Raw genomic sequence first — 23,865 nt, 5'->3', positions numbered from 1 at the left:
GTTGAAACGGTGCTTACTTGCGGTTGGCGGCGATGACCTGCATGACCGCATTCGCACTCTCCCGGGCGCTGTCGCGCAACAGGCTGTGATGCATGTCCGTGAAGCGCTGCACCAGGCGCAGACGGCCCGGTACGTCGCTCAGCTGCTGCCACATGGCGTCGGCCAGCGCCTGCGGGCTGGCCGCATTCTGCAGCAGCTCGGGCACCAGGTAGTCGCGCGCGAGGATATTGGGCAAGCCTATCCACGGCTGGTAGCCCATGTGGCGCATGATTTCCCACGAGGCGCGCATCATCCTGTAGGCGATGACCATGGGCTTCTTGTACAGCGCCACTTCCAGCGACGCCGTACCGGACGCCACCAGCACCGCATCGGCGGCGCAGATGGCCGTGTGCGAGCCGCCGTCGGTGAGCAGGATCTCGACGTCCTGCAAGCCGGCTTCCGCAATCAGCTGCAAAAAGTACTGGCGCTGCTTCTCGCCCGCCATGGGGGCGACGAAGCGCAAGGAGCGGTCGCGCGCCAGCAGCAGCTTGCAGGCGCCGACGAACGCCGCCGTGTTGTATTTGAGTTCGCCCATGCGGCTGCCCGGCATCAGGGTCACCACGTTCGCGTCCTCGGGCAGGCCCAGGATGCGGCGCGCGGCCGCCTCGTCGGGCTGCAGCGGGATCATTTCCGCCAGCGGATGGCCGACGTAGGTGACGGGCACGCCCGCCTTGCGGTAAATCTCTTCCTCGAACGGGAAGATCACCAGCATGTGCGAGACGGCCTTGATGATCTTCTTGATGCGGCCACCGCGCCAGGCCCAGATCTGCGGCCCGATGTAGTGCACGGTGGGGATGCCGCCTTCCTTGAGCTGCTGTTCCAGTCCCAGGTTGAAGCCCGGGTAGTCGGCGCCGATGAAGACGGCGGGCCGCTCGGCCAGCAGCTGGTCGCGCAGCGCGTTCTGGATGCCCTTGATTTCGCGGTAACGGGGAATGATCTCGAACAGGCCGCGCACAGTCAGCTTGTCGAGCGGCCAGTCGGAGACAAAACCCTGCCTGGCCATGTGCTCGCCGCCGATGCCGTGGAAACGGGCGCCGGGCAGCTGCGGCACGAGGCCGGACAGCAGCCGGCTGGCCAGCAGGTCGCCCGACACCTCGCCGGCGACGATGGCGACCGACAGGCCGCTGGCCAGGTCAGCGGACGATGCCACGCGACGCCACGCCAAGGAATTCGCGCATGGCGCGAATGTGTTCCGCCACCTCGGGAGAGGACGCCTGCTCTTCTTCGAACAGGGCCGCCTTGGCCTCGTCGAGGGTCAGGCCCGAGCGGTAGATCAGTTTATACGCGGCACGGATGCCGTTGATCTGCTCGCGCGTAAAGCCGCGGCGTTTCAAGCCCTCGATATTGACGCCGTGCGCCTGCGCCGGATTGCCGCTCAGGAGCACGAACGGCGGCACGTCCTGCGTCAGGCTGGTGCTCATGCCGACGAAGGCATGCGCGCCAATCTTGCAGAACTGGTGCACGTTGGCGAAGCCGCTCATGATGACCCAGTCGCCGATTTCCACGTGGCCCGCCAGTTGGGCATTGTTCGAGAAAATCGTGTTATTGCCTACCAGGCAATCATGCGCCAGGTGGACATACGCCGAGATCCAGTTGTCATTGCCCAGGCGCGTCACGCCGCCGCCCTGCACCGTGCCGGTGTTGAAGGTGCAGAACTCGCGGATGGTGTTGCGGTCGCCGATTTCCAGGCGCGTCGCCTCGCCCGACCATTTTTTATCCTGCGGCTGCGCGCCGATGGACGAAAACTGGAACAGGTGGTTGTCGCTGCCTATCGTCGTATGACCGTCGATCACCACGTGCGGGCCGACCTTCGTGCCGGCGGCTATGCGCACGTGCGGGCCGATGATGGAGTACGGCCCCACCTCGACCGAGCTGTCCAGCTCGGCCTTCGGATCGATGACTGCCGTGGAGTGGATGGCCGCCATTACTGCCCCGCTGGATGGCTCGCGGACTGGCTCGCATCCTGCGCGCTGCGGATGGTGCACATCAGTTCGGCTTCCAGCGCCACCTTGCCGTCGACCGAGCCGACTGCCTTGTATTTCCAGATGCCGCGCGAAACGCGCAGGATTTCCACGTCCATCTTCAGCTGGTCGCCCGGTTCCACGGGACGCTTGAAGCGCGCATTGTCGATGCCGACAAAGTACACCACCGAGTTTTCATCCGGTTTCACGCCCATCGACAGGAACGACAGCAGGGCCGCCGTCTGCGCCAGCGCTTCGATCATCAGTACGCCCGGCATGACCGGCTTGTGCGGGAAGTGGCCCTGGAAGAACTCTTCGTTGACCGTCACGTTCTTGATGGCGGTGATGGTCTTGTTCGCTTCCCAGTCCAGCACGCGGTCCACCAGCAGCAGCGGATAGCGGTGCGGCAGCAGCGATTTGATGGCCAGGATGTCGAGGGTCTTTTTTTCAGTAGTCATTTTTCGTCTTGCGTGGTCAGTGTTTTAATTGTTTTTTCAAGCGTGCGGATTTTCTCGCGCATGCTTGACAGGTTGCGCACGATGGCGGCGCTCTTTTCCCAGTCGGCGTTCTTGGCCAGCGGATAAAAACCCGTGTACTGGCCCGGTTCCGCGATTGAGCGCGAGACCATGCTGCCCGAACCGATGTGGACGCGGTCGGCGATCGTCAGATGGCCCAGCACCATGGCGGCGCCGCCAAAGGTGCAGTATTTGCCGATGATGGCGCTGCCCGCCACGCCGACGCAGCCGGCCATGGCCGTGTGCGCGCCGATATGGCAGTTGTGGCCGATCTGGATCTGGTTATCCAGCTTGACGCCATCTTCGATGATGGTGTCGGCCAGTGCGCCACGGTCGATGGTGGTGTTGGCGCCGATATCGACATCGTCACCGATCACCACCCTGCCCGTCTGCGGTATCTTGATGTAGACGCCGCCTTCGTTGGCGAAACCGAATCCGTCGGTGCCGATCACGGCGCCCGAATGGAGGATGCCGCGCTGGCCGATCACGCAGCGCGCGTGGAACGTCACGTTGGCGAACAGCTGGGTGCCGGCGCCGATGACGGCATCGCGGCCCACCACGCAGCCGGGACCGATGATGCAGCCGGCGCCGATCACGGCGCCCGCCTCGATCACCGCATGCGGGCCGATGGAGGCGCTGGCGTCCACCTGCGCGCCGGCGTCGACAAAGGCGCTCGGGTGGATGCCGGCCGGCGCCCTGATTTCATGCAGGGCGGCGAAAAACTGCGCCGCGCGCGCGAAATACACATAGGGATTCGGGGTGACGATGCGCGCGCCGGCATAATCAAAGCCGATCAGCGCGTCGTCGGCCGGCGTGAGTATCAGCGCCGCGGCGCCGCTCTGGGCCGCCTGCGCGCGGAATTTGCTATTGCTGAGAAAGCTGATGTGCGAAGCGCCGGCGTCGGCCAGCGGTGCGATTCCTGTGACTTCCAGGTTCGGATCGCCCGCCAACTGCCCGCCGAAGCGTTCGACCAATTCTCCTAGTCGAGTGCCCATCTATGAAACCCTTATAAAAACGCCTGCCACTGCCAATTGCGCGGCGCGATTTGCGGTCTCCGATGCTCACTGTGCATGCGCACAGCTGCGCTTCCCAACCACAACTCACATCCGCTCGCTACGGCACTGTCAGGCGTGAAAACCGTACTGTTACTTGTCCAGCGCCTTCAAGACCTTGTCGGTAATGTCGATGCGCGGGCTGGCCCACAGGGCCTCTTGCAGCACGATGTCGTAGCCTTCGATATGCGCCATCTGCTGGATGATGGTGTTGGCTTTTTCCGCGATGGCGCTGCGCTCTTCATTCGTGCGCTGGCTCAGGTCTTCGCGGAATTCGCGCTGGCGGCGCTGCAATTCCTTGTCCAGCTCGAAAAACTCGCGCTGGCGCTTGGCGCGCTCCGCCTCGCTCAGGGTCGGCATATCCTTTTCCAGGGCCTCGTTGGCGACCTTGAAACGGGCCGCCAGTTCCTGCACGGCCTTTTCACGCGAGCGGAACTCCTCGGCCAGCTTGGCGCTGGCCAGCTTGGCCAGCCTCGATTCGTTATAAATACGTTCGCTGCTGATCCAGGCGATCTTCGACTCCTGAGCCTGCGCCTGCACCGGCAACAGCGAACTCCAGCACAATGCGATCGCGGCAAGGGTCTTGGGCAGGGTAGCGGATGCGGTGTTCATGATACTCCATGGTCAAAAAGTGAAAGCTGGCGCCCGGTTCGAATGGGGCCGGTCAGAAACCGGTACCCATCTGGAACTGGAAGCGCTCCAGGCGGTCCGTCGGCTTGGCGTTCAGCGGCTTGGCATAGCTCAGCTTGAGCGGGCCCACCGGTGAAATCCAGCTGATCCCCAAGCCAGCAGAATAGCGCAATTGCGAGATGCGCATCTTTTCGCCTTCCTGGTAGACCTGGCCGCCGTCAAGGAAACCGAACCAGCGCAGGCTGCGGTCATTGCCTGAACCGGGGAATGGCATCTGCAATTCCGCGTTGCCGATCAGGCGCGAAGCACCGCCGAGCGCATCGTTGGTGCTCGGCTCGACCGCGCCCAGCGAGGAACTCAGGTAGCCGCGCACGGAACCGATGCCGCCGCCGTAGAAGTTCTTGAAGACGGGATACACGTGGTTGCCGATGCCGTGGCCGTAATCGATCTCGCCCTTCAGCGCCAGGGTGACCTTGCTGAACAGCGGACGGAAATACTGGTGCTCATAGATGGCGCGGAAGTATTTCTGGTCGCCGATCAGGTCAGCCTCCAGGTTGACGCGCTGGTAGCGGCCGACCGATGGCGTCAGGGCGCTGTCGCGGCTGTCGCGCTGCCATGCCGCCGTCAGCGGGATGGAATTCGTGGTGGCCGAACCGATGCCGTCCGACGGGCCGCCGTTGTCGATCACGTACTGCTTGAAGCGCACCGGGCTGGTGATATCGGTCTCGATGCGCGAACGCTCGGCGCCGATGCCGAAGAAGATGGTGTCGACTTCCGAGAACGGCACGCCGAAACTGACGCGGCCGCCCGTCTGCTTGATCTTGTAGCTGCCGATGTTCAGCGCCGGCGGTTCCGTCGTGCGCAGGTACACTTCGAAGCTGCGCGAGATGCCGTCGTCCGTGTAATACGGATTGGTTTGCGAAAACGCAATGGTGCGGCTGTAGTGGCTGGTATTGAGTTCGATACCGACCGTGTTGCCGCTGCCGGCAAAGTTGGCCTGCGAAATCGAGGCCGACAGGGTGAATTTTTCCGATTGCGAAAACGCGCCGCCGATCAGGAAGTTACCCGTCGGCTTTTCCACCACCGTCACGTTGACGTCGACCTGGTCGGTCGTGCCCTGCGCTTCCGGCGTGTCGATGGTCACGTCCTTGAAGTAGCCCAGGCGGTCGACGCGGTCGCGCGACAGCTTGATCTTGTTGCTGTCGTACCAGGACGACTCGAACTGGCGGAATTCGCGGCGGATGACTTCATCGCGCGTGGTGGTGTTGCCGGCGATGTTCATGTGGCGCACGTAGACGCGCTTGCCCGGATCGATGAAAAAGGTAAACGCCACTTCATGTTTTTCGCGGTTGATCTCGGGATTGGCGTTGACGTTGGCAAAGGCGTAGCCGAACGTGGCCAGGCGGTCCTGGATGCGCTTGTTCGTCGCCGTCAGGCGCGCGCCCGAGTAGATGTCGCCGTCGCGCATCAGGTTCAGGGCCTTGAGCTCTTCTTCGCGGCCGAACATCTCGCCTTCGAACTTGGTGCCGGAGACCTTGTATTTCTCGCCTTCGGTGATGTTGATCGTCAGGTAGATGTCTTTTTTGTCGGGCGTGATGGAGACCTGGGTCGAATCGACCTGCATCTCGATATAGCCGCGATCGAGGTAGAAGGACTTGAGCGATTCGATATCGCCCGTCAGCTTGGTCTTCGAATACTGGTCCGCCTTGGTGTACCAGCTGAACCAGCCGCCCGTGTTCAGGGCCAGCTGCTCACGCAGCTCCTTGTCCGAGAAGGCCTTGTTGCCGACGATGTTGATCTGCTTGATGCGGGCCACGTCGCCCTCGTCGACGGCGAACACCACATTGACGCGGTTACGCTCGATCGGCGTGACGGTGGTGGTGATCTTCACGCCGTACAGGCCATGCGACAGGTACTGGCGCTTGAGTTCCTGCTCCGCGCGGTCGACGGACGCCTTGTCGAAAATCTTGGCTTCGCCGACGCCGATTTCCTTCAGCGCCTTGACCAGCACGTCTTTTTCAAATTCCTTGGTACCGGTAAATTCCACCGACGCGATGGCCGGGCGTTCCTCGACCAGCACCACCAGCACATCGCCATCGACTTCCAGGCGCACATCCTTGAACATGCCCGTCGCGTACAGCGCCTTGATGGCGGCGATACTCTTCTCGTCGGAGAACGTCTCGCCGACCCGCACCGGCAGGTAGGCAAACACGGTGCCCGCTTCAGTACGCTGGATCCCTTCGACCCGGATGTCCTTGACAGTGAATGGCTGGACGGCCAGCGCGTGGCCGGCACAGAAGGCCATGACGGCAGCGCCAATCAGGCTGCGGCGAAAGGATGGCAAGGCAAAACGAGCAGAATGTAATTTCATTGGGGTTATTCAATGGTAAATCAATGGACAACATACACAAAAGACTGCTTGTGCGACTTATGCAATGGCATCCGCCATCGCATTAATTGATCAGCCGCAATACGTCATTAAAGACGGCAAGCACCATCAAGGTCAGCAACAAACCGATCCCCAGGCGTTGGGCAATCTCGCCTACGCGTTCCGGCAAGGGGCGTCCGGTCAAAACTTCCAGCGAATAATACAGCAAATGCCCGCCATCCAGAACAGGAATGGGTAGCAAATTCATCACGCCCAGACTGATACTGATGAAGGCAATGAAGCTCAGGTAGCTTACCAGGCCGGTGCGCGCCGTCTGGCCCGCATAATCGGCGATGGTAATCGGGCCAGTTACATTCTTCAGCGACACCTGGCCAGTGATCATTTTACCCAGCATTTTCAGGCTCATGACACTGGTATCCCACACCTTGGCAGAGGCCTTGCCCACGGCAGAGAACGGTCCGGAGGCCACGCTGATCATATCCGGCACCTGTCCCAGCTTCGCCTGGATCTTACCAACTGTTACAGCTCCCTCTGCTCCCGCGCCCGGCACGGCTTCCGGCGTGATGGGCACGGTCAGGTCCTGTCCATGGCGCAGCAGCTGCAATTGCAGGGTGCGTCCCGGCGCCCGGCTGAGGGTATCGATGATGGCGCCCACGTCCTGTACGGGCTGGCCATCGATGGCGAGGATCTCGTCGCCCTTCTGCAAGCCGGCGCGCGCCGCGGCGCCGCCGGGCAGGATTTCCATCATGGTGGGGGCCGAACGGGCCAGCGTCAGGCCCAGCTTGCCCAGCACGTCGCCTTCCAGATCCGCTTCCGTCAGGCCGGCCGTCGGCAGGATGGCTTCCTGCATGCCACGGTCGGGACGGCGCACGTCGATGCGGGCGGTCTGCTTGTCGAGGGTGGCCTGGATCAGTTCCCAGCGCAGCTCGGACCAGCTGGCCACGGCCTTGCCATTCACGGACTCGACGGTGTCGCCGCTGCGCAGGCCGGCCGCATAGGCAGCGGTCTGCTCGGCAACGGGGCCCAGCTTGCTCGATGGCTCTTCGATGCCATGCATGAACAGGCCCGCGTACAGGGCGATGGCGACGAGGAAATTGGCCAGCGGGCCGGCGGCGACGATGGCGATGCGGCGCCAGACGCTCTGGCGCGTGAATTCACGGCGCAATTCGCTTTCCGGCAAGCCGCTCACGTCCTGCGCGCGGCTGTCGAGCATGCTCACATAGCCGCCCAGCGGCAACGCGGAAATCGCCCATTCCGTCTGATCCTTGCCAAACCTGCGCGAATACACGACTTTTCCCATGCCGATGGAAAAGCGCAGCACCTTCACGCCGCAGGCGCGCGCCACCAGATAGTGGCCCAGCTCATGCAGCGTGACCAGCGAGCCCAGCGCGACGATAAACGCCAGCAAGGTGGTAATCAGGGTCATGCGGCCAGCCTGTGCGCGATATAGGCGCGTGCCGCCGCGCGGGCCAGGCGGTCCTGCTCCATCACGGCCTCGATGCTGGAAGCGGCGCCATGCGGCACCGTCTCGATGACGTGGGCGATGACGCGGTCGATCTGGCGGAAGCCGATCTGCTCGTCGAGGAAGGCTTGCACGGCCACTTCATTGGCCGCGTTCAGCAGGGCCGGCGCCGTGCCGCCCGCGCGCAGGGCGTCGAACGCCAGCGCCAGGCAGGGGAAGCGGCGGAAGTCGGGACGCTCGAACTGCAGGGTCGCCACTTGCGCCAGGTCAAGCTGCGCCACGCCGGAAGCGATACGCTGGGGATACGCCAGCGCATGGGCGATGGGCGTGCGCATGTCCGGGTTGCCCAGCTGGGCCAGCACGGAGCCGTCGATGTACGACACCATGGAATGGATCACGCTTTGCGGATGGATCAGCACCTCGATCTGCTCGGCAGGGGCGCCGAACAGCCAGTGCGCCTCGATCACTTCCAGGCCCTTGTTCATCATGGTGGCCGAATCGACGGAAATCTTGCGTCCCATGGCCCAGGTCGGATGCTTGCAGGCCTGGTCCGGCGTCACCTGGTCCAGGGTCTCGACGTCGCGCGTGAGGAAGGGACCACCGGAGGCCGTCAGCACGATCTTCGCCACGCCGGCGGCGCCCGGCGCGCGGCCGTGGGCGTGCGGCATGCACTGGAAGATGGCATTGTGTTCGCTGTCGATGGGCAGCAGCACGGCACCGTTGTCGTGCACGGCATCGATGAACAGCTGGCCGGACATGACCAGCGCTTCTTTATTGGCCAGCAATACTTTCTTGCCGGCACGGGCAGCCGCCAGGGTGGGCGCCAGGCCGGCGGCGCCGACGATGGCTGCCATCACGCCCGTCACCTGCGGCGCGCTGGCGATGGCGCACAAGGCTTCCTCGCCGTACTCGACCTGCGTATCGACGCCCTGCCCGCGCAGCAAACGCGTCAGCTCAAGGGCGGCGTCAGCCGTGGCGACGACGGCGCGCTGCGGATGGAACTGCAGGCACTGGGCGGCCAGCTCGGCCACGCGGGTATGGGCGCTCAGCGCATACACGCTGTATTGCTCCGGATGACGGGCGAGCACGTCCAGGGTGGACACCCCGATCGAACCGGTCGCGCCAAGGATGGTAATGTATTGCATGAAAGTTTCCTTAAAGCCAACTTGCCACGAGGGCGGCAAATGGCAAGACCGGGATCAAGGCATCGATACGGTCAAGCACGCCGCCATGGCCAGGCAGCAGGTTGCTGCTGTCCTTGATGCCGGCGCGGCGCTTCAATTGGGATTCGAACAGGTCGCCGACGATGCTGGCGGCGACGATCAGCAGCAGCACCAGCAGGGCCACGAGCCAGCCGCGGCGCAATTGCAGTTGCACGGCAAAGGTATCCTGCAGCACCGGCAGCGATGGCGCGGCCACGATGGTGATGGCGGCGATGACGAGCACGGCGATGCCGCCGCCGATGGCGCCCTCCCAGGATTTCCCAGGGGAAATACTTGGCGCCAGCTTGCGCTTGCCGAAGGCCTTGCCCGAGAAATAGGCGCCGATGTCGGCGATCCAGACGAGGGCCATGACGGACAGCAGGAATAAGGGGCTATGCAGGAACAGGGCAACGATGGCGACGAAGCAGCCGACGATGGTGACGGGGTACACCAGGCTGAGCAAGGTGTTGCCCAGGCCTTCCATGGGCGGCAAGCCCGTCGCCAGCGACGGCACGAAGCGGATCAGCCAGATGGCCACGCACAGGGCGAACCAGAAATTGAGCTGTGCCATGCCATTACCGACAAAAAACGTATAAGCGAACGCTGCAGTCCACACGGCCGCGATCACGAGCGCATGGCGATTTTTGAAGAGGCGGAAGCTTTCCCATACGGCGGCGCCGAAGAACGCCGTGGCGATCACGGCGAAAGCGGGGAAATAGTTGAGATACAGAACCGGCAGCAAGACCGCCAACAAGACCAGGGCGGTGATTATCCGTGTTTTCAGCATCAGTTTGTCTTTTCAGTTAATTGCGCACTGGTACGGCCAAAGCGCCGTTCGCGCTGCTGGTAGGACGCGATTGCCGCGTCAAGGCAGTCGACATTGAAGTCGGGCCAGAAAGTCTCGGTGAAATACAACTCAGTGTACGCCAGTTGCCACAGCAGGAAATTGGAAATGCGCTGTTCGCCGCCCGTGCGGATGAACAGGTCGGGCTCGGGCGCGTAGGCCATGGCCAGGTGCGGCGCCAGCTGCTCTTCCGTGTAAGCGTGCCCGGCGGCTTGGCCATCGGTCCCCGCCTCGGCCGTCATTTTGTTGACTGCCTGCATGATGTCCCAGCGGCCGCCATAGTTGGCGCAGATGGTCACCGTCAGGCGCGTGTTGCGGGCCGTCTTGCGTTCGGCGTTGGCGATCAGGGTTTGCAGCTGTTCATTGAAGCGCGACAAGTCGCCCACCACCTTCAGGCGGATATCGTTGGCGTGCATCTTGACCACTTCGCGTTCCAGCATGGTGACGAACAGGCGCATCAGCATCGACACCTCTTCTTCCGGGCGGCGCCAGTTCTCCGAACTGAAGGCAAACAGGGTCAGGTACTCGATGCCGCGGTCGAGGCAAAGCTCGACGACACCGCGCACGGCGTCGGCGCCCTTGACGTGGCCTGCCACGCGGGGCAGGAAGCGCTTGGTTGCCCAGCGACCATTGCCATCCATAATGATTGCCACATGGCGCGGCACCGTGCCCACCTCCGGTACTGCCGTTGTCGAACTCGAATAGATCATGAAAACACTAATGCCAAAAATAAAAGATAACTATTATGCGCCAAATAGCACTGCCCGGAAAAGCCATGCTTTTCCGGGCAGTGTCAAAGGGGCCGAAAACTAGACCGTCAGCACTTCTTTTTCTTTGTCGACGACCATCTTGTCGATGTCGGCAATAAACTTGTCCGTCAGTTTCTGCACTTCTTCCGACGAGCGGCGCTCGTCGTCTTCGGAACAGGCTTTTTCCTTGACCAGTTTCTTCAGCGATTCATTCGCATCGCGACGAATATTGCGCACGGCAATTTTCGCGTCTTCCGCTTCGCTCTTGACCAGCTTGACCATCTCCTTGCGGCGCTCTTCCGTCAGTGGCGGAGTCGGCACGCGGATCAGGTCGCCCTGCGCCGACGGGTTCAGGCCCAGGTCGGCGTCGCGGATGGCTTTTTCGATGGTCGAGGCCATCTTCTTTTCATATGGCTGCACGCCGATGGTGCGCGCATCGATCAGGGTCACGTTGGCCACCTGGGTCAGCGCCGTCGGCGAACCGTAGTACTCGACCATCACGTGGTCCAGGATACCCGTATGGGCGCGGCCGGTACGCACTTTGGCCAGATCGGCCCTCAGTGTTTCCAGCGACTTCGCCATGCGTTCCTGGGCATTCTTTTTAACGTCAGCTAAGGACATGCTGCTCTCCTGTGGTGACGCCTGTCAAAACCTGCTGCGCGTCGGCATTTGCGGCCTGCGATGCTCACCGTACCTTCGTACGGTTGCGCTTCTCGGCCACAACTGCCTTCCGCTCGCGACGGTTTTGTCAGGCGTTATTAATGTTAATGAATCTTGAAATTACTACTAATACTAATTTAGACGTGAACCAAAGTACCTTCGTCTTCACCGAGAATCACGCGCATCAGCGCGCCCGGCTTGGTGATCGAAAACACCTTGATCGGCAGTTTCTGGTCGCGGCACAGGGCGAATGCGGTGGCATCCATCACTTGCAGGTGCTTGGCGATGGCATCGTCGAACGTGATCGTGTTGAACAGGGTCGCGTTCGGGTCCTTCTTCGGATCGGCCGTATAGACGCCGTCCACCTTGGTGGCCTTCAGGACGATCTCGGCGCTGATCTCGGAACCGCGCAGGGCCGCGGCCGTGTCGGTGGTAAAGAAGGGGTTGCCGGTACCGGCGGCGAAGACGACCACTTTACCCTCTTCCAGGTATTGCAGGGCTTTCGGACGGACGTACGGCTCGACAACCTGTTCGATGCCGATGGCCGACATGACGCGCGCGGTGATGCCGACATGGCGCATGGCATCGGCCAGGGCCAGTGCGTTCATCACGGTGGCCAGCATGCCCATGTAGTCGGCGGTGGCACGGTCCATGCCTTGCGCGCCGGGCGCAACGCCACGGAAGATATTGCCGCCGCCAATCACGATTGCCAGTTCCACACCCAATTTCGCCACCTCGGCCACATCGGCCACCATGCGCTCGATCGTGGCGCGGTTGATGCCGTAGGGATCATCGCCCATCAGGGCTTCGCCGGACAACTTGAGGAGGACGCGCTTGTAGGCTGGTTTTGACATGAGCTGGGGCTCCATAAATGAGGTTATTCGAGTATGACATGGCGCAGCGCCTTGCAGCGCCGGATAGGCGGGAGGAAGCTGCCCATGCCGCCGCCCGGCACGACGGGTGCGGGCGGGCCAAAAAAACGGGCCTCTCGGCCCGCTTTACTTACGCTCCCTGGGAGGCAGCCATCTGTGCTGCGACTTCTGCTGCGAAGTCGTCTTGCTTCTTCTCGATGCCCTCGCCCACGACGTACATGGCGAAACCCTTGACGGTGGTGTTCGCCGCCTTCAGCATTTGCTCAACCGACAGCTTGTCGTTTTTCACGAAAGCTTGGTTCAGCAGGGAAACTTCTTTCAGGAATTTCTGTACGGAACCTTCCAGGCGCTTGGCCAGGATTTCCGGCGATTGCGCTGGCTTGCCTTCGGCGGCCGCTTTGGCTGCGTCTTCTTCGGCTTTCAGTTGGGCAACCGAACGCTCTTTTTCGATCAGTTCCGCAGGAACTTCGTTCGACGACAGCGACACTGGCTTCATGGCGGCGATGTGCATGGCCACGTCCTTGCCTACTTGCTCATCGGCGCCGTCGAATTCGACGATCACGCCAATGCGCGAGCCGTGCAGGTACGATGCCAGCTTGTTGCTGGTTTCGAAACGCTGGAAGCGGCGGATGGTCATGTTTTCGCCGATTTTGCCGATCAGGGCAGCGCGCACTTCGTCCAGGGTCGTGCCATCGAGTGGCAGGGCCAGCAGGGCAGCTACGTCAGCCGGGTTGTGTTCCGCGACCAGACGGGCGGCATTGTTTGCCAGCGCCAGGAAGTCGTCGTTTTTCGCAACGAAGTCGGTTTCCGAGTTCACTTCGACCAGGGCGCCCACGCCATTGGCGATGTAGGTTGCCACTACGCCTTCAGCGGTGATGCGTGCCGATGCTTTCGATGCCTTGCCGCCCAGCTTGACGCGCAGGATCTCTTCCGCACGCGCCATGTCGCCATCGGCTTCGGTCAGTGCTTTTTTGCATTCCATCATTGGTGCGTCGGTTTTGCCGCGCAATTCGCCTACCATCGCTGCTGTAATCGCTGCCATGTGTTTCTCCTGATTCGGTGAGAGTCGATAGTCGCGGCACGGGCTTGCGCCTTGCCAGCGGTCACTATCGTTTTTTTGTTAAAAAAAAGGGGGAGCTGCTGCCACCCCTTTTCCATTACTGCTGTGCTTACAAACGGCTGTCTTGCGACAGCCTGGCCATTAAGCCTGTTCGTTCACTTCGACGAATTCGTCGCCAGCGGCTGCTTTAACCATTTCAACAACTTCGTTACCGGCAGCTGCACGGCCTTCGATGATTGCATCAGCAACACCGCGAGCGTACAACATGATGGCTTTCGAGGAGTCATCGTTACCTGGGATCACGAAGTTCACGCCTTCTGGGGAGTGGTTGGTATCGACAACGCCGATGACCGGGATACCCAGTTTAGCCGCTTCGGTGATCGCACCTTTGTGGTAGCCGACGTCGACGACGAAGATTGCGTCAGGAACGCCGCCCATGTCCTTGATGCCGCCGATCGATTTTTGCAGCTTGATCATTTCGCGGGAGAACATCAGCGCTTCTTTTTTCGACAGCTTCTCGATCGAACCGTCTTCGACCATCGCTTCCATGTCCTTCAGGCGCTTGATCGAGGTTTTGATCGTTTTGAAGTTGGTCAGCATGCCGCCCAACCAACGTTGATCAACGAAAGGCACGCCAGCGCGTTGTGCTTCAGCAGCGATGATTTCGCGGGCTTGACGCTTGGTGCCAACCATCAGGATGGTGCCACGGTTTGCAGCCAGTTGACGCACGTGCTTCATTGCGTCCTGGTACATCGCCATGGTTTTTTCCAGGTTGATGATGTGGATCTTGTTGCGATGGCCGAAGATGAACGGTGCCATTTTTGGATTCCAAAAACGGGTTTGGTGACCAAAGTGGACACCGGCTTCCAGCATTTCGCGCATTGTTACGGACATTATTAACTCCAGGGTTGGGTCTGGAATCCGATCAGTCACCATACAGGCACCCTTGTCGACCGGATTCGCGTGTTTATATAAATTAAAGACACTGTTTTACTGCATTGCTTAAAAGAGAATTCAAGCAACCCGGGATTCTACACCGAAATAGCCGTGACATCAAGTGCGCAGCGCAAATCGCGCGCCGGGCGAAAGCGTCCGACGCACCACGCTGGTGCAAGGTGTGGCGGCAGCGCCCTTTCCCCTTGAAATCCCCCTCCGGCCATAGGAAGGAGGCGGCGCATCAGGGGCGCCTCGTTTATAATTTCGACATATTTGCAGACTTTTCCTCGCTCAGCAGGATTTGTCTGTGCTTTTCACCCGAATTTCTTGCAGATTGCGAATCACATCATGTCCACCATCCGTATCAATTCCGCCGCCGACATCGAAGGCATGCGCGTAGCCGGCAAGCTCGGCGCCGAAGTACTCGACTACATCACCCCCTTCGTCAAGGTGGGCGTCACGACGGGCGAACTGGACCGCCTGTGCCACGAATACATGGTCAACGTGCAAGGCACCATCCCTGCCCCGCTGAACTATTGCCCGCCCGGCTACACGCCTTACCCGAAGGCCATCTGCACCTCCGTCAATGACGTCATCTGCCACGGCATTCCCGGCGACAAGGTCCTCAAGAGCGGCGACTCCGTCAACCTCGACATCACCGTCATCAAGGATGGCTACCACGGCGACAACAGCCGCATGTTCCTCGTCGGCACGCCGACCATCCTGGCCAAGCGCCTGTCGGAAATCACCTATGAATGCATGTGGCTGGGAATCGACCAGATCAAGCCGGGCGCCCACCTGGGCGATATCGGCCACGCCATCCAGCAACACGCGGAAAAGGCCGGCTACAGCGTCGTGCGCGAATTCTGCGGCCACGGCATCGGCAAGGTCTTCCATGAAGAACCGCAAGTACTGCATTACGGCAAGCCAGGCACCCTGGAGCGCCTGGAAGCGGGCATGATCTTTACCGTCGAACCCATGATCAACGCGGGCCGCCGCGAAATCCGCGAAATGAATGACGGCTGGACCATCAAGACCAAGGACCGCAGCCTGTCGGCGCAGTGGGAACACACGGTGCTGGTGACGGAAACGGGCTATGAAGTGCTGACCGTGTCGCCCGGCATGCCGCCACCGCCCGCCTTGATCCTGAACAAGGCCTGATTCTTCTCTCCCACGCACCGCCACCCAGGGCCCAGATGAAAAAGCAAGTTCGGGAACAGCTGAAACAGCAACTGAAAGCCGACCGCCAGGTCGTCATTGCGGCCTTCCAGGCCGACGGCAAGCCTGAAAAACTGCTGCGCAGCCTGCGCCACAGCGTCGACGGCGTGCTGGCGCGCGCCTGGCAGGAAGCGGAATTGCCGCCCGGCACGGCGCTGGTGGGCGTGGGCGGCTATGGCCGTGGCGAACTGTTTCCCTATTCCGACGTCGACCTGCTGATCCTGCTGCAGCAGGCGCCGGACGCCGGCACGCAGGAAAAGCTCGAGGAACTGGTGCAGCTGCTGTGGGACCTGGGCCTGGAAATCGGCCACAGCATCCGCACCGTCGATGAATGCATGGTCGAATCGAAGGCCGACATCACCGTGCAGACCAGCCTGCTCGAAGCGCGCCTCGTGTGCGGCAATGCGGAACTGTTCGCGCAATTGCAGCAGCGTTACGACGCAGCCATGGACCCGCAGGCGTTTTTCCAGGCAAAGACGGCGGAAATGCGCCAGCGCCACGCCAAGTACGAAGACACGGCCTTCAGCCTGGAACCGAATTGCAAGGAAAGCCCGGGCGGCCTGCGCGACCTGCAGGTGATCCTGTGGGTGGCCAAGGCGGCGGGCCTGGCGAACTCGTGGCGCACCCTGGCCACGGGCGGCCTGATCACCCTGACGGAAGCGCGCCAGCTGATGGAAAAGGAGCGCGCCTTCAAGGATATCCGCGTGCGCCTGCACCTGCATGCGGGCCGGCGCGAAGACCGCCTCGTGTTCGACGTGCAGACGGCCATCGCCGAATCGCTGGGCCTGCAGGCCACGGGCAGCGGACCGCACATGCGCCGCGCCAGCGAATTTCTCATGCAGCGCTATTACTGGGCCGCCAAGACGGTGACGCAGCTCAACACGATCCTGTTGCAAAACATCGAGGCGCGCCTGTTTCCGCAGGACGACGTGGCCGTGCCCATCAACGAGCGCTTCAATGAAGTCAACAGCTTGATCGATATCAGTGCCGACGATACGTTTGAGCAATATCCTTCCTCCATGCTGGAAATTTTCGTCCTGATGACGGAGCGCCCCGCCCTGAAGGGCATGACGTCGCGCGCCACGCGGGCCCTGTGGCACGCGCGCTTCAAGATCGATGCGGCCTTCCGCCAGGACCCCGTCAACCGCGCCCTGTTCCTGCGCATCATGCAGGCGCCGGTCGGCATCATCCATGCGCTGCGGCGCATGAACGAGATGAGCATCCTGGGGCGCTACCTGCCGAATTTCCGCCGTATCGTGGGACAGATGCAGCACGACCTGTTCCACGTGTACACGGTCGACCAGCACATCCTGATGGTGGTGCGCAACATGCGCCGCTTCACCATGAGCGAGCACGCACACGAATACCCGTTCTGCAGCCAACTGATGGCCGATTTCTCCCAGTCGTGGCTGCTGTACGTGGCGGCCCTGTTCCACGATATCGCCAAGGGACGCGGCGGCGACCATTCCAAGCTGGGCGTGGCCGACGCCACCCAGTTCTGCCAGGACCACGGTCTGTCCTTTGATGACACGGAACTCATCGCCTTCCTGGTGGAAAATCATTTGACCATGTCGCAAGTGGCGCAAAAACAGGATTTATCCGACCCCGACGTTGTCCAGGCGTTCGCCAAGGTGGTCAAGGACGAGCGCCACCTGACGGGCCTGTACCTGCTGACGGTGGCCGACATCCGCGGCACCAGCCCGAAGGTGTGGAATGCGTGGAAAGGGAAATTGCTGGAAGACCTGTACAAGATCACCCTGCGCGTGCTGGGCGGCGAACCGCACACGGCCGACCGCGAGCTGAAGAACCGCCAGCAGGAAGCGCTGGCCACCCTGCGCCTGTACGGCTTGCCGCCCGATGCGCATGTAAAGCTGTGGCAGCAGCTGGACGTGGCGTATTTCCTGCGCCACGACGCCTCCGACATCGCCTGGCAGACGCGCTCGCTGTATGACAAGCTCGACAGCAAGTTGCCGGTGGTAAAATGCCGCCTGGCGCCCATCGGCGAAGGCTTGCAGGTGGCCGTGTACGTGCCCGACCAGCCCGACCTGTTCGCGCGCATCTGCAGCTATTTCGACCGCAAGAACTTCAGCATCCTCGACGCGAAGATCCACACGACGAAGAACGGCTATGCGCTCGACACCTTCCTCGTCACCGAGCAGAATTTTGCCAAGAGCTACCGCGACATCATCAGCCTGATCGAGCACGAACTGGGCGAGCTGCTGCAGTCGCAGGCACCGCTGCCGCCGCCGGGCAAGGGACGGCTGTCGCGCCTGTCGCGCACCTTCCCCTTCCAGCCGACCGTTGACCTGCGGCCCGATGAAAAGGGCCAGTATTACCTGCTGTCGGTGGCCGCCAACGACCGCACGGGCCTGCTGTACTCGATCGCCAACGTGCTGACCAAGTACCGCATCAACCTGCACACGGCCAAGATCATGACCCTGGGCGAGCGGGTCGAAGACGTCTTCCTCGTCGACGGCCCCGCGCTCAACAATGCCCGCAACCAGATATTGCTGGAAACCGATTTACTCGATGCGCTGAAAGTATAAGCTTGCCGCGCGTCGCCTACCCTTACTGAAACTGAAACAACATGACCGAAGAATTATTACGCTTGTCCAAACGCATGTCCGAACTGGGCCTGTGCTCGCGCCGCGAAGCCGATGAATGGATCGCACGCGGCTGGGTCCGCGTCGATGGCAAGGTGGTCTCCGAGCTGGGCAGCAAGGTCACCCCCAGCCAGCGCGTCACCGTGGAGCGCCAGGCGGCCGCCGAGCAGTCGAAGCGCGTCACCGTCCTCATCAACAAACCCGTCGGCTATGTCAGCGGCCAGGCCGAGGACGGCTACACGCCCGCCGTGGCCCTGATCAAGGCGGAAAACCGCTGGGCGGAAGACCGCAGCCCGGAACAGTTCCACCCCACGCAGCTGCGCAGCCTGGTGGCCGCCGGCCGCCTGGACATCGACTCCGTCGGCCTGCTGGTGCTGACCCAGGACGGCCGCGTGGCCAAGCAGCTGATCGGCCACGATACCGATATCGACAAGGAATACCTGGTGCGCGTCAGCTACACCAAGGGCGGCACCCTGCCCGACAGCGACCTGAAAAAGCTCAACCATGGCCTGTGGCTGGACGGCAAGCCGCTGCTGCCGGCCAAGGTGCGCTGGCAAAATGAAGACCAGCTGAGCTTTACCTTGCGCGAAGGCAAGAAACGCCAGATCCGCCGCATGTGCGAAGCCGTCGGCCTGAAAGTGCTGGGATTGAAACGCGTGCGCATCGGCAAGGTCAAGCTGGGCGACTTGCCGACAGGCCAATGGCGCTACCTGAGCGCGGACGAACAGTTTTAAGCGCGCCGGCGCCACCTGGCATGCCAGGCGGCATGCCGGCACAGGCAAAAGCGCCGGATGATAGTGATATAAAGATAATTATTGTGATTTGGTTAGCAAATATTGCTCTGAACCTATACACTATTCCCCATTAGAACATAAGAGATACGCTGTCGTGAACGATCCCATCCCCAATCCCCTGCGCAAGGGCGCGCCCAGCCTGGCCGACGTGGCCGAGCCGATGGCGCCCGGCACCAAGCCGCACCACATGAGCGATCCGTGGGATATCGGCGAAACCCTGTGCAGCCTGGCCGATAATGGCGACGCCATCTCCATCTACCCCACCGGGGGCGAAGACGTCATCATGGCGCGCATCCTGTCCGTCGACGACGACTTGCCGCAATTCGTGCTGGAACTCAATGAGGGTGCCACCCTGCCCGCAGGGGGCGCCACGTTTGTTTCCTGGGTACAAAACGCCAAGCTGCAATTTACCATCAACGGCGAATGGGAAGCCTATCCCGAGCGCCCGAACGTCTACCTGACAAACTTCCCCAGCCATTGCCTGGTGCTGGAGCGGCGCGAATCGGCACGCCTGGAAACGCCGCTGGGCGTGTACTACCTGGCCGCCTTCGTGCTGGAAGGCCGTCCCTACGAATTGCAGCTGTACGATTTTTCCGCCGGCGGCATCGGCATGCGCGCCCACCCGCGCGATACGGTAGGCCTGTACGTGGGGCGCAAGCTGTCGCGCGTGCGCCTGGAGCTGGGGCCGGACAAGGTCATGATTGCCGACCTGGAAATCCGCCTGTCGCGCACCTTCCGCTCCTTCCTGCTGGGCGAGCAGGTGCAGATCGGCTGCCGCTTCCTGAACCTGACGCAAGCCATGCAGGATGAATTGAAGACCCTGCTCGACAACCTGGGCAGCAGCCGCAAGGTACGCTGAGCTGCGCCCGCACAAAAAAAATGGCCGCCCAGCTGATGCTGCGCGGCCATTTTTATTTGACAGTAACGGTCACGAAGCGCCTGAAAAACGTTCAGGGCAAGGCGCCTTGCCGAAGACGGCAGGATTAGTACGGCGAGGCAATGCAACGCCGCCATGGGCGTTTTTTCAGGTGCCGCTCAATCGTCGTCGTTCGGGTCGAGGTCCGGGAACATCACGTCCGTGTAACCGAATTGCGTAAAATCAACGATACGCATCGGATACAGAATGCCATGCAGGTGGTCCACCTCGTGCTGTACCACGCGCGCATGGAAGCCGTCGCAGTCGCGGCTGATGGGCTGGCCGAACTGGTCCACGCCTTCATAGTGCAACTCGCTCCAGCGCGGCACGCTGCCGCGCAGACCCGGCACGGACAGGCAGCCCTCGAAACCCTCTTCCTTGCGCTCCGACAAAGGCGTCAGCACGGGATTGATGAGCACGGTTTCCGGCACCTGCGGCGCATCGGGATAGCGCAGGTTCTGCTTGAAGCCGTAGATCACCACCTGCAGGTTGACGCCGATCTGCGGCGCCGCCAGGCCTGCGCCGTTGGCGGCATGCATGGTGTCGAACATGTCGGCGATCAGCGCATGCAATTCGGGCGTATCGAATTCGCGCACGGGTTCGGCCATCCGCAGCAGGCGCGGGTCGCCCATTTTCAAGATCGGGCGCACCGTCATTTCGCCTCCCCGGTCGTTTGTAGCTGTTGCAGGTATGCGCGGAAAGCGGCACCCGTTTCCGGATGCTTCATGCCCATCGCCGTCGTCGCCTTCAGGTAGCCCAGCTTGGAGCCGCAGTCATAGCGCTGGCCCGTGTAGCGGTAGGCCAGTACGCGCTCTTCGCGCATCAGGGCGGCGATGCCGTCCGTCAGCTGGATTTCGCCGCCGGCCCCCGTCCCCAGGTTTTCCAGGTGATCGAAGATGCGGCTGCTCAGCACGTAGCGGCCCACGACGGCCAGGGTCGATGGCGCCTCTTCCGGCGCAGGCTTTTCCACGATGGCCGACACGAGCTCCAGGTCAGGCTGGTAATGCTGGGCGCTGACGATGCCGTATTGCCGGGTTTCCGCGCGGGGCACATCCTGCACCGCCAGCAGTGAACAATTTTCGTACTGGAAGACGTCGGCCATCTGCGCCAGCACGGGCCGCGTGCCCTCCTCCACGTCCATGAAGTCGTCGGCCAGCAGCACGGCAAAGGGCTCGTCGCCGATGACGGGACGGGCGCACAGCACGGCGTGGCCCAGGCCGAGGGGCGCCGACTGGCGGATGTAGATGCAGTTGATGTGCTTGGGAATGACGTTCTGCACCATTTCCAGCAACTGGCGCTTGCCGGCCGCTTCCAGTTCCGTTTCGAGCTCGTAGGCCGTGTCGAAATGGTCTTCGATGGCGCGCTTGTTGCGACCCGTGATGAAGATCATTTCCGTGATGCCCGCCGCCACGGCCTCTTCCACCGCGTACTGGATCAGGGGCTTGTCGACGATGGGCAGCATTTCCTTCGGCTGCGCCTTGGTGGCCGGCAAGAAGCGACTGCCCAGGCCGGCGACGGGAAAGACTGCTTTTCTGATTTTTTTCATGGGTCTATCTGCAAAATATTGAATGAATACCGATGACCGTGGATCATGCGCGCCCTATTCCTGCGCCAGCAAGGCCAGCAAGCCAGCCTCGTCGAGCAAAGCCACGCCCAGATCCTGGGCCTTGGCCAGCTTGCTGCCGGCATCCGCGCCGGCGACGACATAACTGGTCTTTTTCGACACGGAACCGCTGACCTTGCCGCCGGCCGCCTCGATCAGCTCGGCTGCCTCGTCGCGGCTCATGTTGGGCAAGGTGCCCGTCAAGACGAAGGTCTTGCCCTCCAGCTTGCCGCCAGCGGCTGCCTGTTCCGGCAATTGTGACAGCAATTCCTCGCGCAGGGCGTCCAGTTGGTGCAGCGCAGCGACATTCGCCTCCTGCGCCAGCCAGGCCGCCAGCGACTCGGCCACGGCGGCGGGCAAGCCCGCATGGAAACTGGCGCCCTGTGCCGCCAGGCTGGCCAGGGTCACGCCCCGCTCCACCAGCTGCTTGCTGCGCGGCTCCGTCAGCTTCGGGATGGCCAGCGCGGCCAGCAGCTTGCTTTGCTCCAGCTGCGTGCGCAGCTTGGCGCTGGGCGCATGTTCGCCTTGCGGCGTCACGCCCGCGCCGAGCAAGGCATCCAATGCCTGCTGGTTCTTTTCTTCCGCAAAGAAGCCGGCAATCGACTCGGCCACCGTGCCGCCGATATCGGGCAGCACGCGCAGCAGGGCCGCCGGCGCCCGGCGCACATAATCCAGGCTGCCGAGCCACTCGGCCAGGGTCTTGGCCGTCGATTCGCCCACGTGGCGGATGCCCAGCGCGAACAGGAAACGCTCCAGCGGCGGCTGCTTGCTGGCTGCTATGCCGGCCAGCAGGTTTTCCGCCCACTTGGTGGGAATCTTGCCTTGTTGCACTGTTTCAGGCGTGGAACCATCGCGCTCGTCCGCGCGCAGCTTCATTTCCAGCAATTTGTCCAGGGTCAAACTGTACAGGTCGGCCAGGCCGTGCACGTATTCCAGTTCGACCAGGGTGTCGATATAACGTTCCCCCAATCCCTCGATATCCATCATGCGACGGCCCGCGAAATGGCGGAACGCTTCCTTGCGCTGGGCCGAGCAGAACAGGCCGCCCGAGCAGCGGGCGATGGCCTCGCCCTCTTCGCGCACGACGTGGGAATCGCAGACGGGGCAACGCTCCAGCATCTTGAACGGCGGCGGCGCCGGTTCCGGCCGCCGTTCCAGCACGACGGACAGCACTTCGGGGATCACGTCGCCGGCGCGGCGCACGATGACGGTATCGCCCACGCGCACATCCTTGCGCAGCACTTCGTCTTCATTGTGCAAGGTGGCGTTGGTCACCGTCACGCCGCCGACGGACACGGGCGCCAGACGCGCCACGGGCGTCATGGCACCCGTGCGGCCCACCTGGATGTCGATGCCCAGCACCTGCGTCAGCGCCTCTTCGGCGGGAAACTTGTGCGCCAGCGCAAAACGGGGCGCGCGCGAGACAAAGCCCAGTTCCTGCTGGTCTTCCGTCGCGTTGACCTTGTAGACGACGCCATCGATTTCATACGGCAAGGCAGGACGCCGCGCGCCGATGTCGGCATAGTAATCCAGCAAACCCTGCGCGCCGTGCACCACGCGGCGTTCGGACGACACGGGAATGCCCAGGGTGTCGTACCAGTCCAGCAGGGCCGAATGGGACACGGGCATGGCAGCGCCGTCGAGGGCGCCGATGCCGTAGGCATAGAAACGCAGCTTGCGCTGGGCCGTGATGCGCGAATCGAGCTGGCGCAGGCTGCCGGCCGCCGCATTGCGGGGGTTGGCGAATTCCTTCTGGCCCGCCTCGCGCTGGCGCTCGTTCAGGCGGGCAAAGTCCGCCTTGAACATCATCACTTCACCGCGCACGTCGAGCAGGGCCGGGACGTTCCCGCCATGCAGGCGCAGGGGGATGCCGGAAATCGTGCGGATATTCGCCGTCACGTCCTCGCCCGTGGCGCCGTCGCCGCGCGTGGCGGCCTGCACGAACAGGCCGTGCTCATAGCGCAGGTTGATGGCCAGGCCATCGAATTTCACTTCGGCCGCATACGCGACCTCTTCCCCGTCGAGTTCCAGGCCCTCGCGCACGCGGCGGTCGAAATTGACGATATCGTCATCGGTGAAACCATTGTTCAGCGACAACATCGGCACCGTGTGCGTGACTTGCTCGAATTGCGGCAGGGGCGCCGCGCCCACGCGCAGGGTGGGCGAATCGGGCGCGCGCAGCTCCGGGTGGGCCGCTTCCAGCGCCTGCAGTTCGGCGAACAGCCGGTCATACTCGGCGTCGGGAATGGTGGGATTGTCGAGCACGTGGTAGGCGTGCAGGTGCCGGTTGAGTTCGGCGGTGAGTGCCAGGACGCGGCTGGCGGCGTCCTGGTTGGTCAGATCAGTCATTGTTGCGGGAT

The 23,865-nt window shown here is 62.3% G+C and carries 21 protein-coding genes; 4 read left to right on the top strand and 17 right to left on the bottom strand.

The window, feature by feature from the left end:
- Positions 1-13: 13 nt before the first annotated feature.
- From lpxB to rpsB, 14 genes are all read right to left on the bottom strand, one after another.
- Entirely contained in the window at positions 14-1,189 is a 1,176-nt protein-coding gene (gene lpxB / locus AC07VL_RS09870) for a lipid-A-disaccharide synthase (RefSeq protein WP_494805670.1), read from the bottom strand.
- Positions 1,173-1,964 carry an acyl-ACP--UDP-N-acetylglucosamine O-acyltransferase gene (gene lpxA / locus AC07VL_RS09865; protein WP_494805669.1) on the bottom strand — a complete coding sequence of 264 codons (792 nt, stop codon included), beginning with the start codon at positions 1,962-1,964 and terminating at the stop codon, positions 1,173-1,175. Before lpxA ends, lpxB begins: the two co-directional genes overlap by 17 nt.
- Positions 1,964-2,458 carry a 3-hydroxyacyl-ACP dehydratase FabZ gene (fabZ, locus tag AC07VL_RS09860; protein WP_290602396.1) on the bottom strand — a complete coding sequence of 165 codons (495 nt, stop codon included), beginning with the start codon at positions 2,456-2,458 and terminating at the stop codon, positions 1,964-1,966. The genes lpxA and fabZ overlap by 1 nt, the downstream gene beginning before the upstream one ends.
- Positions 2,455-3,510 carry a UDP-3-O-(3-hydroxymyristoyl)glucosamine N-acyltransferase gene (lpxD, locus tag AC07VL_RS09855; protein ID WP_494805668.1) on the bottom strand — a complete coding sequence of 352 codons (1,056 nt, stop codon included), beginning with the start codon at positions 3,508-3,510 and terminating at the stop codon, positions 2,455-2,457. The genes fabZ and lpxD overlap by 4 nt, the downstream gene beginning before the upstream one ends.
- Before the next feature lie 150 nt (positions 3,511-3,660).
- Positions 3,661-4,179 (bottom strand): OmpH/Skp family outer membrane protein, encoded by a 519-nt coding sequence (locus AC07VL_RS09850; protein WP_290602399.1) that lies wholly within the window; start codon positions 4,177-4,179, stop codon positions 3,661-3,663.
- A 52-nt stretch (positions 4,180-4,231) separates the two neighbouring features.
- Positions 4,232-6,568 carry an outer membrane protein assembly factor BamA gene (gene bamA / locus AC07VL_RS09845; protein WP_494805667.1) on the bottom strand — a complete coding sequence of 779 codons (2,337 nt, stop codon included), beginning with the start codon at positions 6,566-6,568 and terminating at the stop codon, positions 4,232-4,234.
- Between the two features lie 82 nt (positions 6,569-6,650).
- A complete protein-coding gene (gene rseP, locus AC07VL_RS09840) occupies positions 6,651-8,012 on the bottom strand; it encodes an RIP metalloprotease RseP (protein WP_494805666.1) in 1,362 nt (453 codons plus the stop codon).
- Positions 8,009-9,193, bottom strand: coding sequence for a 1-deoxy-D-xylulose-5-phosphate reductoisomerase (ispC, locus tag AC07VL_RS09835; protein ID WP_494805665.1), 1,185 nt, complete (start codon positions 9,191-9,193; stop codon positions 8,009-8,011). The genes rseP and ispC overlap by 4 nt, the downstream gene beginning before the upstream one ends.
- A gap of 10 nt (positions 9,194-9,203) precedes the next feature.
- Positions 9,204-10,037, bottom strand: a complete 834-nt coding sequence (locus tag AC07VL_RS09830) for a phosphatidate cytidylyltransferase (protein WP_494805664.1) — start codon at positions 10,035-10,037, stop codon at positions 9,204-9,206.
- The gene (uppS, locus tag AC07VL_RS09825) at positions 10,037-10,804 is read right to left on the bottom strand and encodes a polyprenyl diphosphate synthase (RefSeq protein WP_290602406.1); all 768 of its coding nucleotides are present in this window, start codon (positions 10,802-10,804) and stop codon (positions 10,037-10,039) included. Before uppS ends, AC07VL_RS09830 begins: the two co-directional genes overlap by 1 nt.
- A 99-nt stretch (positions 10,805-10,903) precedes the next feature.
- Entirely contained in the window at positions 10,904-11,464 is a 561-nt protein-coding gene (gene frr / locus AC07VL_RS09820) for a ribosome recycling factor (protein WP_290602408.1), read from the bottom strand.
- 176 nt (positions 11,465-11,640) lie between these two features.
- Complete coding sequence (pyrH, locus tag AC07VL_RS09815; protein ID WP_086137735.1) at positions 11,641-12,357, bottom strand: UMP kinase; 717 nt, start codon at positions 12,355-12,357, stop codon at positions 11,641-11,643.
- Between the two features lie 148 nt (positions 12,358-12,505).
- Positions 12,506-13,417, bottom strand: coding sequence for a translation elongation factor Ts (gene tsf / locus AC07VL_RS09810; protein ID WP_494805663.1), 912 nt, complete (start codon positions 13,415-13,417; stop codon positions 12,506-12,508).
- 159 nt (positions 13,418-13,576) lie between these two features.
- Entirely contained in the window at positions 13,577-14,329 is a 753-nt protein-coding gene (rpsB, locus tag AC07VL_RS09805) for a 30S ribosomal protein S2 (RefSeq protein ID WP_086145236.1), read from the bottom strand.
- A gap of 390 nt (positions 14,330-14,719) precedes the next feature.
- On the opposite strand from rpsB, the gene map reads away from it, so the two are divergent.
- The 4 genes from map to AC07VL_RS09785 all read left to right on the top strand — a co-directional run bounded on the left by map (position 14,720) and on the right by AC07VL_RS09785 (position 19,845).
- Positions 14,720-15,532 (top strand): type I methionyl aminopeptidase, encoded by an 813-nt coding sequence (gene map, locus AC07VL_RS09800; RefSeq protein ID WP_076569965.1) that lies wholly within the window; start codon positions 14,720-14,722, stop codon positions 15,530-15,532.
- A gap of 35 nt (positions 15,533-15,567) precedes the next feature.
- Entirely contained in the window at positions 15,568-18,135 is a 2,568-nt protein-coding gene (locus AC07VL_RS09795; RefSeq protein ID WP_494805662.1) for a [protein-PII] uridylyltransferase, read from the top strand.
- A 41-nt stretch (positions 18,136-18,176) separates the two neighbouring features.
- On the top strand, positions 18,177-18,926 hold the full coding sequence (locus AC07VL_RS09790; protein ID WP_494805661.1) for a pseudouridine synthase: 750 nt from the start codon (positions 18,177-18,179) through the stop codon (positions 18,924-18,926).
- A 154-nt stretch (positions 18,927-19,080) separates the two neighbouring features.
- Positions 19,081-19,845: a flagellar brake protein gene (locus AC07VL_RS09785; RefSeq protein ID WP_494805660.1), complete on the top strand. Its 765-nt coding sequence runs from the start codon at positions 19,081-19,083 to the stop codon at positions 19,843-19,845.
- Between the two features lie 176 nt (positions 19,846-20,021).
- On the opposite strand, the gene def is transcribed toward AC07VL_RS09785, so the two are convergent.
- The 3 genes from def to ligA are packed head-to-tail and all read right to left on the bottom strand — an operon-like array spanning position 20,022 to position 23,854.
- Positions 20,022-20,558, bottom strand: a complete 537-nt coding sequence (gene def, locus AC07VL_RS09780; protein ID WP_290602418.1) for a peptide deformylase — start codon at positions 20,556-20,558, stop codon at positions 20,022-20,024.
- The gene (galU, locus tag AC07VL_RS09775) at positions 20,555-21,448 is read right to left on the bottom strand and encodes a UTP--glucose-1-phosphate uridylyltransferase GalU (protein WP_494805659.1); all 894 of its coding nucleotides are present in this window, start codon (positions 21,446-21,448) and stop codon (positions 20,555-20,557) included. The genes def and galU overlap by 4 nt, the downstream gene beginning before the upstream one ends.
- Before the next feature lie 54 nt (positions 21,449-21,502).
- The gene (gene ligA / locus AC07VL_RS09770) at positions 21,503-23,854 is read right to left on the bottom strand and encodes an NAD-dependent DNA ligase LigA (protein WP_494805658.1); all 2,352 of its coding nucleotides are present in this window, start codon (positions 23,852-23,854) and stop codon (positions 21,503-21,505) included.
- Positions 23,855-23,865 lie beyond the last annotated feature (11 nt).

The sequence above is a fragment of the Janthinobacterium sp. GW821-FHT03C08 genome, from assembly GCF_059420905.1.
This window is presented reverse-complemented; position numbering and strand designations above follow the sequence as displayed.